At 47.7% G+C, this 8,733-nt stretch carries 7 protein-coding genes and 1 pseudogene; 1 reads left to right on the plus strand and 7 read right to left on the minus strand.

Annotated features, from left to right (window positions below; all coding sequences use genetic code 11):
* Window positions 1-33: 33 nt before the first annotated feature.
* From Q0Z70_RS12295 to Q0Z70_RS12325, 7 genes and pseudogenes are all read right to left on the minus strand, one after another.
* Window positions 34-927 carry a carbohydrate kinase gene (locus Q0Z70_RS12295; protein ID WP_298074937.1) on the minus strand — a complete coding sequence of 298 codons (894 nt, stop codon included), beginning with the start codon at window positions 925-927 and terminating at the stop codon, window positions 34-36.
* A 2-nt stretch (window positions 928-929) separates the two neighbouring features.
* Window positions 930-2,105, minus strand: a complete 1,176-nt coding sequence (locus tag Q0Z70_RS12300) for an MFS transporter (RefSeq protein WP_298074939.1) — start codon at window positions 2,103-2,105, stop codon at window positions 930-932.
* Between the two features lie 281 nt (window positions 2,106-2,386).
* Complete coding sequence (locus Q0Z70_RS12305; RefSeq protein WP_298074940.1) at window positions 2,387-4,255, minus strand: DUF4980 domain-containing protein; 1,869 nt, start codon at window positions 4,253-4,255, stop codon at window positions 2,387-2,389.
* A 506-nt stretch (window positions 4,256-4,761) separates the two neighbouring features.
* On the minus strand, window positions 4,762-6,180 hold the full coding sequence (locus Q0Z70_RS12310; RefSeq protein WP_298074945.1) for a glycoside hydrolase family 28 protein: 1,419 nt from the start codon (window positions 6,178-6,180) through the stop codon (window positions 4,762-4,764).
* A complete protein-coding gene (locus tag Q0Z70_RS12315; protein WP_298074941.1) occupies window positions 6,180-6,986 on the minus strand; it encodes a hypothetical protein in 807 nt (268 codons plus the stop codon). The genes Q0Z70_RS12310 and Q0Z70_RS12315 overlap by 1 nt, the downstream gene beginning before the upstream one ends.
* Window positions 6,983-7,663, minus strand: coding sequence for a DUF4450 domain-containing protein (locus Q0Z70_RS12320; protein WP_298074942.1), 681 nt, complete (start codon window positions 7,661-7,663; stop codon window positions 6,983-6,985). Before Q0Z70_RS12320 ends, Q0Z70_RS12315 begins: the two co-directional genes overlap by 4 nt.
* Window positions 7,664-7,888: 225 nt before the next feature.
* Window positions 7,889-8,040 (minus strand): annotated as a pseudogene (locus tag Q0Z70_RS12325) (transposase); the annotation flags it as partial.
* 293 nt (window positions 8,041-8,333) lie between these two features.
* Here Q0Z70_RS12325 and Q0Z70_RS12330 point away from each other — a divergent pair.
* On the plus strand, window positions 8,334-8,663 hold the full coding sequence (locus Q0Z70_RS12330; RefSeq protein WP_298074943.1) for a hypothetical protein: 330 nt from the start codon (window positions 8,334-8,336) through the stop codon (window positions 8,661-8,663).
* Window positions 8,664-8,733: the final 70 nt, after the last annotated feature.

Raw genomic sequence — 8,733 nt, forward strand, 5'->3', positions numbered from 1 at the left:
AAAAATGTACAAAAATCCATGAAACTGTCATCTTTATGCCAGTCTTTCCGTCAATGATTGGGGTAATACGGGCATAGCTCCCTGTTGTGTACAGACATAAGCCGAAGTTTCTACAGCCAGCTGATGGGCTTCTGCTACCGGATGTCCTTTAAGGATTGCAGCCGTAAAGGCAGCTGTAAATGAGTCGCCTGCGCCTACGGTATCTGCGACCTGCACCTTGGGAGTTTCCACAAATGATGCGTGGCCGGGAGTAAAAACATAACTGCCGTTTACGCCACAAGTCAGGATCAGCATCTTCAGATTATACTTAGCCAGCAGAATCCAGCATTTGTCTTGAAGGTCGATGCCCGGATAACCGAACATCCGGCTTACGGTAACTAATTCTTCATCGTTAATTTTCAGTACGTTGCAACGACGGAATGAATCACACAGAATTTCTTTCGTATAAAATCCTTGCCGCAGGTTGATGTCGAAGATGCGAAGCGTGTCTTCGCTTTCAGGCATTGCGTCGAGAAAATGATGAATGGTTTCGCGTGATACGATGCTGCGTTGTGCCAGTGAACCGAAGCAGACAGCGCATGTCTGATGGGCCAGTCCTTCGAGAGCCTGTGTATAGGGAATGTTATCCCAAGCTACGCCTTCTTTGATGTCATAACAAGGAACTCCTTCGGCGTCCAATTCTACCTGAACCGTTCCTGTGGGATAAGGTACCGTTTCTATCAGTCCGTATAATTGTTTTTCGCGGAAGTTGTCCAAAATTTCTGAACCCAATTTGTCCTGTCCTACGGCACTTACTATGCGGCTCTCCAGTCCGAATTGTGATACATGATATGCAAAATTGGCGGGTGCTCCACCCAGTTTTTTCCCTTCGGGCAGCACGTCCCATAGTGCTTCGCCCATTCCGACTACGATTGATTGATTATTCATGGCTATTGTTTTTTTTGTGATTTCATTCTCAAAGTGTAGGCAATCAAATAGAGTACGCCGATTGTCATTACAGCTACAGCTCCGCTTTGTCCGACAACGTCACTGGCCATACCCATCAGCAATGGGAAGATCGTACCGCCGAAAAGCCCCATAATCATTAGTCCCGAAACCTCGTTCTTTTTGTCAGGTACCGCAGTAAGGGCTTGCGCAAAGATGATGGGAAAGACATTGGAGTTGCCGAACCCGATGAGGGCGATGCAGACGTAGATGATATGATGTTCGTTAGATACCAGCAGACCTGCCATTGCCACCAACATACACATTACGCTGATGCCCAAGAAACGGCGTGCCGACAGGTGTTGAAGGATGAATGTACCCATCAGGCAGCCTGCGGTACGGAAGATAAAGTAGAGGCTCGTGGCAAACCCTGCTTCGTCAAGTGTCAGGCCTACACGTTCCATCAGCAGTTTGGGTGCGGTCGTATTGGTACCTACGTCAATACCTACGTGGCAGACAATACCCAAGAAGCACAGCAGGATAAACGGCTGTCCCAGCAGACGCAGGCAGTCGGCAAAACCCGATGCCTGGTCGGTTTTTTCTTCCTCGATATGCGTAGACGAGAGCCATAGGATAGCGATGACAGCCACTACCATATAGATGGGGAACAGCACACGCCAACCCAGCCCGAAAGTAGGCATGGTCTGCGTAGCGCCCCACATAGCGATATAAGGAGCCAGGAATGAAGCGATGGCCTTGACAAACTGCCCGAAAGTAAGCGAACTGGCCAGACGTTCGCCCGAAATAATGTTGCTCAATAGCGGATTGAGCGAAGTTTGCATCAATGCATTGCCGATACCCAATAATGAGAAGGAAAAGAGCATCAGTCCGTAACTATCACCGAAGAGGGGTAATAGGAGTGACAGGGCTGTCACGACGAGGCTTAGCAGTACCGTATTTTTCCGTCCGATACGATTCATCAGCATCCCTGTAGGTACAGAGAAAATAAGGAACCAGAAGAATACAAGCGACGGAAAGATATTGGCCTGTGAGTCCGTCAGTCTAAGGTCGGCCTTTACGTAATTGGAAGCGATGCCTACCAGGTCTACGAAGCCCATAGCGAAGAAGCAGAGCATAACGGGAATCAGTTTCCCGTATTTCATTTGTTGTTTTGCGGTCATTGTTTTACGAAATTAAGGAGTGAAGTAATGATAATAAAGTCAATACTTCTACTCAAGGGTTATTATAGTTCTTGTAATTATTTCACTTCTGTCAGTCTCATCATACGACATTGCATCGGGTGAAAGCCAAAGATATCGAGACCTGCTTTTATCAGGTAGTTACCTGAAAGAATGCGTATCTGCTATCTGTTTCATGTCACTGACATCCAGTGTAGTGGTGGCGAGCTGTGCAAGTGTCGCTGTTTCAATGGGGTATTTCATGGGATATAAGTTTTTTAGTGTTACAATCCTAATTGGTGTACCTTCAGATTCTTCACTTTAGCCTCGCCTCCTTCGGAGTAGAAACGCAAGGCGTTGTAGGGCTGGGTAGGGAATACGAGATTGGTCATGGCAATGCGGCCATTGTCTATGAAGATTTCAATGGAGCACTTATCTACGAATACGTCGAGGTGGTAGGTCTTGCCTTCGCAGAGTGAGAGCGGTGCCCAAGTACCCAAAGCGAAGTCGTTGACGTAGTTCACGGACTCCGTCTTGCGATGATCGTCAGTCTCCTTGAAGTGAAGTTCGGATTTTTCGCCGAAGGCTGTCAGGCCGCTTTGATTACGGTCCATGACAATGCGGCCGGACTTCATGTCAAGGTAGATGTCGACTTTTTCGCCTTTATCGTTCAGCAGTTGGAAACCTGTGGTTTGTGCCTTGTTCGGAGTGATGTCCATTTCCAGTTCACAAGCGCCTTCGATGCCGGTAGCCAGCGGGCTGACTATATATTCGTCGGAGAGAGCGAAGTCATTGATGAACTCGGTGCCTTTGCGCAGGTCTTCGGTCTCCTTCACGGCGTTGGCGGCCATGTAAATTTCACCGTCTTTGGTGTAGAGCGACAGCTCACGAGGCAAGGCATTGGCTCCGCGATACTGGCGGATGGGGGTGACGTTGGCGTACTGCCAGTTGCTCATCCAAGGCATAGCAATGGTGCGGTCGCCCGTGTTCGAGAAGCAGACGGTGGCGTAGTGGTCCTTACCAAAATCGAGCCACTTGGTAACACTCTTGTCGTTGTCGCACTTGAATTCTTTGCCGTCGAATTCGCCTACAAAATATTCCGTAGCACTACCGCCGAAAGGACAGCCGGGGTTGATGTTGACAATCATTACCCACTTCATGTTGTTCTTGTCGCCATTGACCGGTAGCCGGATGAAGTCGGGACATTCAAACTGATTGGGCTGTACGCCGTAGCCTTCGCCAAACAGACTCAGGTATTCCCAGTTCTTCATGTCGGTGGACGAGTAGAAACGCATGTTCTTATCGGCGGAAACAATCATGTACCACTTTTGGGCGGGCTCGTACCAGAACACCTTCGGGTCGCGGAAGTCCTTCAGTCCGTCAAATGGGGTCAGGATAGGATTCTTCTCGTACTTCGTGTACGTGCGGCCGTTGTCGGTGCTGTAGGCCATGCACTGTATCTGTCCGTGTTCGTCGCTGGCCGATGTGTAGAAGGCTATCATGGCATCCTTGCCGTAGCCGGCGCTATTGTTTTTGTCAACCACAGAGCTGCCGGAGAAGATATGTCCCAGTGTGTCGCGAGCGATAGCGGGGTCGAGATGTTCCCAGTGGATGAGGTCGTGGCTGACGGAATGTCCCCAATGCAGGTTGCCCCACTTCGAGCCGTAGGGGTTGTACTGGAAGTAGAGGTGATACTCGCCGTCCTTGTACACCAGTCCGTTGGCGTCGTTCATCCAGCCATAGAGTGGAGTATGATGGTAGACGGGGCGATAATAGTCTGTGTTGGTGGTATCGAAGTTATCGGCTAAACGGATGCTGTCCCAGCAGATGGCGTTGGCCGCTACGTGGCTGATGCTGACGGTAGCTTCAGAGCTTTGAGGCAGGGCTAAGGGTACGTAATATTCTACGCTATCAACGGCTAGGCGCACGTCTATGGCTATGTCGGTGGGACTGCCCGTAATGAGTTTCACTTTACCTTCGTTGTGTGACTCCTGAATGGGGAGGATGAGGTATCGGGTTGGGTTTGTGATGTGAACAATGGTAAGCGTGTCGCCTTGGTGTTCCAGGCGGATGCCGTTGTTCTGCGGTTGGCAGGCAGCCAGTGTGGCAACCGTTATCAAGGTCATTGTCAGGTGGTTGATAAATCTTTTCATGGTTTTATTGTTTTTGATCGTATAAAGGTACAGATTATATTTGAATTAGCCTCATCCGTGTGACTGGTCGAACAAGGATTGGCAGCATTCAGTGTCACTTTGCAGTTTTCCTCTTCCTTGCTGGAGTTTTCCACTTGTGACTGTTCCAATCTTTATGTCCTTGTATAATAGCGTTTCCGCAAGTCTGTTTGATTAAAAAAACTTCCTCGGCGCGATAGCATGTTGCATGTGTTTTCATATTTCTGTTTTCATGGTACATTTTATTGAATTAATAATTAAATTTCTCTTTTCGTTTATCAGCTTTTTCGCTTGAAAGCCTGCGCAAATGTATGCAGTTGTTCGTAAGGGAAATAAAAAAAATGTTTCATCCCCTGTTCCCAAGGTTGCATGAAACATTTATAATAAGGAATGTAACAAAATGGATAGACGTTAGCTTCAGCAATTTAAGTGTTGGTTTGAAATCGTTAACCCTCAGCCTGTCGTCTTTCATGTGGGAACCTGTCGGTTCAGGGCTTGTAGACTTCTCCGTCCGACGTGACGTTGCGGTAGGTGATGTCGGTGGCATCGTCTGTGACCATCAGCGGCCGACCGTCGGGCTGTTCGTAGTGGAAGTGCACGTTGTCCAATCTGACGTTGCAGGCATGGCGGATGTAGAAGCCTTTGGCTGGAATGGTGCCGAACATCCAGGGTTCGGGATAAACCTTCTCCTGTTCGGGTGGCGTGCGTTGTCCGTCGGTTTCAGTGTAGCCGCCTTGGTGGTAGATGTGGATGTTGTTCAGGCTGATGTCCTCAATGACGGATCCGGGTATGCCGCTGATGATGGACGAATAGCGTGAGTCGGCGTTAAACACATTGACGTTACTGATGAGGATGCGCTTCATGCTGCCCACAGGTGTTCCTTCAGGGCTGTGCATACGGGCGCCCAAGCGAAGAAAGATAGGGGAGTTAACAATGTCGCGCATGGTGATATTGCTGATGACAATATCTTCCAATCGTCCACCGTCCACCGTCTCAAGTGCCAAGCCTCGGCAACGTTCGAAGATGCAGTTGGTAATGGCGATGTTCTTGAAGCCGCCGCTTGATTCTGTCCCCAGCTTGATACGTCCCGTCACAAAGCCATGATCGGGGGCTTGTGGTTCGTCGCGTTGCCAGGTGCAGTCCAGTACACTGCCGCGGTCGTATCCGCTGACCAGGCAGTCGGAGATGGTAACATCTTCCGTGTCTTTGAAGTAGCCCAAAGCGTAAGAAGATTTCAATACGATAGCGTCATCCCAAGGACTGTTGACGGTACACTGGCTGATACGTACATTCTTACAGCAGTCTATGTCGAATCCATCTCGGTTGGTGTCCACCTTCAGGTTCAAGATAGTCAGATTGTCCACGCCTGTAGCCAGCAGACCGAAGTGTCCGCAGCGTAGCATGGAGAAATCTTTCAGTGTGACGTTCTTGCAGAGTTTCAGGCTGATGGCCTTGTTGCCCACGCCCGGCAAGCGGCTTCCTTCACGTGTCAGTCCGTGCCCATCAATCAGTCCCGGACCACTGATAGTAATGTCCTCCAGTCCGATGCCCCAGATGAGAGAGTTCTTCCAATGGCTGTGGCCGAAGTCCTGGTAGCGGTTGTGTTTGTTGGGTTCTGCATCGTCATAGCTTTCGGTGGCCGAAGGAAAAGCTGCTGTAATCGTGGTACCCTGTTCCATCAACAGATGGATATGGCTGGCCATTCGGATGGAATAGCAGGCATAGTTGCCGGCCGGCAGATAGACGGTACCTCCGCCGTTGGCGGCAGCTTCTTGGATGGCGCGGTTGATGGCGGGACTGTCGATGGTCTTTCCGTCGGCTTTGGCTCCGTACTCTTTTACATTATATATGCTGGCTTGGGTTGCTACCGTGCAGAGGCAGAGTAGCAGGGATAGTATATTTTTCATCATTGCAGGGGCATTAAGGTAAATCGTTTCAGGTAAGAGGCATTCCCGTACATCGTATGTTCGTCGGACAGATTCCAAAAACCGTCTTTTGAAGTGGGATTGGCATCCCAGTCAATTACGGCCCAGCAGAGGCCTATTTCGTTCCCTTCTTTAAGAACGGTGGGACGGGAAATTTCCGGCCCGTCGGCATCGGCATGGTCGAAGGGAGTAATGTAGAACTCCAGCGTCAGTTTGCCCGTTTCGCCTTCATGAAAATCATAGTGGTAGGCATAGTCAGCATAAGGCTTTTGTTTCAGCCATACCTGTGGCCCCCAGAGCATGCACCAGTCACGTCCGTGGGGTGGAGTGAAGATGTGGTAGTTTTGTGCGTGGCAACCGTGAAACTTGAACCAAGCCTGCCAGACATCTTCGGGAGCGGTCGGGTGCAAGCGGTCGATGAACGGGCCACCCGAACAATCGCCATCCACTACTACTTCAAAAATGTCTGTATTCAACGAGTTTTCATTGAAGCGCCAATAGTTGTCCCAAGCTTCGTAGAGAAAATACAATTTCTGAGTTTCGTCACACCAACCCACTTTTACACTGACCTGCAAGGTCTTGGTGTCAGGGGCAGTATGCTTGCCTTCGTCTTCTTTCAGTGCGGTTTCGGTCACGGCGTAGCTGTCGGGTACATTGGACCAGTCGCGAGTATCACCGTCCAGAATGGGGACTTCATCGGCTGCGAACTGGTAGACTTTGTAATCTTGCGCGTTGGCCGGCAAGTACGTTAACAATAGGAACAGGGGAAGATACAGATGTTTCATCATTGTTTGTTTTGAATTTCTTTGTCAAAAAGGGCCGGCAACATAAATCGGTTATAATCGGCTTTGGCATTTTGTTTGTAAAGGCAAAAGTAAAGTGTTTCTCCTTCCTGCCAGGTACGTAGGGCAGCGATTACGGGGGCATCTGTCTTTTTGCCTGAACGGTAGAGAGTCAGAGGATTGTTCTGCTGATGGGCATCGCAGAGAATAGGTTCGGAACTGTCAGGCATCACGCCATGTACAGTTCTCAGTTTCATCACTTCGCCGTAGTAGACGGTGAATGCATTTCCTTCGATACAAAACACATTGTCATGGCAGGCGTCTGTGGGGATTACGTCGTCTTGTTCCGTCCTTACAGCTTTGTCATCACAGGCACCGAAAGCCCAGCATAGGCGAGTGTCAGGTGGTAGGTTTTCGGCTGTGGCTTTTATGATGATTCCTTGTGTGTCGGTCAGTGAACAGATGGTTAGTTCTACTTTACCACCTTTCCACAGTTTGTCTTCTATCGTGTAATAGTTCCCTTTGTTTTTCACTTTGCATTGGTCCAGCCATCGGCTTTCTTCACCGCAGACCAGTCCCAAACGTAAGATTCCTGTTCCTTTTGGAAGTTGCAGGGGAAGGGTTTGAGATTGGGTGGTTGCTGCCCATAAAAAAAGTAACAACAGTAACAGTTTGTTTTTCATTGTAAGTATATCTTGGTTGTTTTATTTTTACGTGGCTAAGTTACGTCCTTCTAAGATTTGAGCAAATGGAAATAAGTACAATAGGATGGAATATTGTATAAAATGACGTGAGTTCGACATAAAATCAAAAGACAGCAAGTTGCCCGTTATTGATAAAGTTCATTTCAATGGCGGGTTTCTTTTCAAAGAAGCAGTATAGCAGTATGCAGCTATGGTGGAGAGCTAATTGGCAAAGAAGTTACTGAATGACCGATGTCTGGAGTGTTCTATCTGTGCGATGTTCTTCAACCCATCATGGAACGTTTCTATCAAAGCGCGTTTTCTGAGCAGGATTTTGTCGCTACGCTCATCAGAGAATTTCTCATATTGTTTTTGACTAATTCAAAAATCTCGGCATCACTCATGCGGTTGGGCTTGTTGCGATGTTTGATTTTCCTGTCTACAATCATATATTTTTCCTGTTGCAATGTAAATTCCTTGCAAAAATCATCGGCCATACAATAAATTTCTGTAACTTTGGACGCTGAGAACGATAGTGACAATCGTTTAAATGTTATAATTTTACACTATAAATTTAATACTTTTATCGCTATGTTCCTATTTAACAACAGATTATATTTATCCTTATTTAGAACTCACGTTATTAAACAATAATTCAAATTTTTACGTCATGGCAAAGTTCAAATTCTTGTGTGTTTTATTTATGGTGGTTGCCGCGAATGTAAACGTCAATGCACAAAGTTATCTGACTAATAGTTATAAAGGCTATGTGGATGCTGGTTATTCCATTGGTATTGTAGTTTATAAGTTCGGAAGACTGGAAATCAATACCTCACACGGCTACCAGTTCAGTCCATATTTCTTTTTAGGAGCTGGTATAGGACTACACTTCATGCCATCTTACGAAACCAGCGATATGGATATTCCCTTGGATATAAGAAACAGTAATGTGGATATTCCTTTGTTTGCTAATATCAGGAGTCATTTCAGGGAAGGTTAAGTAGATTTAGATAATCAACAATAATTATCGGAACCAAATCCGTGTAGCTCAACGAGTTACACGGATTTGC

Source organism: uncultured Bacteroides sp., from assembly GCF_947632445.1.
Lineage (GTDB): Bacteria > Bacteroidota > Bacteroidia > Bacteroidales > Bacteroidaceae > Bacteroides.